This window comes from Pseudomonas sp. P4_C3, from assembly GCF_056402075.1.
In genome coordinates this window covers 1-1766 of record NZ_JBFUIC010000563.1, presented here as the reverse complement: position 1 = coordinate 1766, position 1766 = coordinate 1, and the positions used below count along the sequence as shown (strand labels likewise).

2 protein-coding genes and 1 pseudogene are annotated in these 1766 nt (G+C 49.7%); all 3 read right to left on the bottom strand.

Going from position 1 to position 1766, the window contains the following annotated elements:
* Window positions 1-303 (bottom strand): annotated as a pseudogene (locus AC1DVH_RS30665) (hypothetical protein); the annotation flags it as partial.
* The gene (locus AC1DVH_RS30660) at window positions 261-569 is read right to left on the bottom strand and encodes a type II toxin-antitoxin system TacA family antitoxin (RefSeq protein WP_154946804.1); all 309 of its coding nucleotides are present in this window, start codon (window positions 567-569) and stop codon (window positions 261-263) included. The gene AC1DVH_RS30660 and the pseudogene AC1DVH_RS30665, both read right to left, overlap by 43 nt.
* 582 nt (window positions 570-1151) lie before the next feature.
* Window positions 1152-1766 (bottom strand): hypothetical protein (locus AC1DVH_RS30655; RefSeq protein WP_477756952.1); only part of this gene is annotated, 615 nt, incomplete at its 5' end.

Sequence of the window (1766 nt, the reverse complement as noted above, 5' to 3'; positions counted from 1 at the left end):
ACCCAGGACTGTGATCGGGTGCTGTTGGGGCGAGTTGCGCTGTGCTTTTTTGGGTACGACGTCTGCCCGCATTATCGTCCCGTTCGACAAGGTGTAATAGCCGACAACGGTATTCGTACCTTTGAGGCAAGTGACAAGCACGGTGGCGGTCTTAGAAGCTTGGGCTTTGATTGCCTTTTTCTTCAAATACTCGTTGATGGACTCCTCACCACAATCGAACGGATCCACATTGTGGGTCTCATTCAGCTTTACCGGTGCACTCAGCTCCAGCGAGAGGGTCTGTTCAGCAGCTTCTGGACGCATTTATTACTCCTTACGGGATTATTCTGTAAGGCTTGCTCGAAAGCGTCGAAGTCATCGTCAGCAAGGACGAACAGGCGTTGATCCAGAATGACTTCCTCTGCCTTTTTACAAGCAGCATCCAGGATGAAGCTGGTTCGATCACTCCCCGAAATGGCTGCGGCCACATCGATTAAGTCTCGTTTCTTAAAATCGACCCGCATGTTGAGCGGGACGGATTTGGTTTTTTCCGTTGCAGCGGATTCCGCACGCAATAGAGAGCTTGTCATGGTCTTTTCCTTGGTCTTCGTGGTGGTTGGTGGCTTATCTCCTTAGGTTCATTTCGTTGTTGCTCGGCTGGTTGGACGATTCATGGCTGACTACCTCTGGCAATTTTGAGTGTTTTGAGTGTTTTGAGTGTTTTGAGTTTTGAGTTTTGAGTTTTGAGTTTTTTTGCTTTCTGGGTAGGGGGAGTTTTTCCCCGAAACAGATCATTCCATAGCGTGTATCAGTTGTCTACACGTAACGCAGATGACTGTACGTTTGCCGACAGTCGGCAATCCACGAGGGGCTGATTCCTTAGCCCGACTAGGTACCTCGTGAAAAACCCTTTATATTGAGAATTATTCTTACGTACGGGGAGAGCATTTCTAAAAGAGCGATATGAGTAATACTGGGTAGGCGATGGGGCTGGAGCCCGATTTTACTGGGGGTACAGGCCTTGAAAATAGTGGAGCGGGTGAAGGGAATCGAACCCTCGTTATCAGCTTGGGAAGCTGGCAGCGAGAGAGTGTGTGGTTGGGAAAGGAAGTACCTTCATGTGGGGGGGCGCTACGACAAAATGCCCCTCACTCCCCTGGAGCGGCTATGCGCTATGTCACGTCGAGTGTGGCTGAATGAGATCCGATGCCTGAATTGAACAATATGTCATCGTCGTCGTTTCGGGCCGCATGCAGTGCTCGAATCACAATCTCAACGTCATCCCTCACGAGCTGTGCAAACGCCGATGTTCGGATACGAGTTTCCCAATCAGTATGCAGTTGTGACTCAACAAGATCGCTGTGCTGCTTTTCGAATTCGATAACCGAAATATGTTCCTCGCTCGTGAGCTCACAAGATCTGCCATGGGCAAGGGTATTTCGAAAAGAAAACAGTTCGGCAATGGTTTTCAGCGGGCGAGCCCCTTTGCCTTGGGGGAACTGGACATCTAATGCCTTGCGTAGGTGCTTGAATTTGGACCAGAGCGGAAGCTTTTCTTTCTCCTCCCAATCGTTGAGTACTCTGGGACCAATGTGATTTAGATAAGCCTCGAAGGTAAAGGCCGTAAGCACTGTGCTGGACAAAAACTGCCATGCACAACCGGCTGGATTATTCAGCCCGACATTGAGAACACAATAGGATGCGTGCCAAAGCTCGGCATACGAATGGACGGGACGTTGTTTGGTGACAAGTAGACGGTTTTTCATTTCGGTAGCCCAGGTATGAGT

Bases quoted from the DNA above. Each gene is read 5' to 3' on its own strand.
- AC1DVH_RS30660 (WP_154946804.1), bottom strand. From the start codon at position 569: ATGACAAGCTCTCTATTGCGTGCGGAATCCGCTGCAACGGAAAAAACC.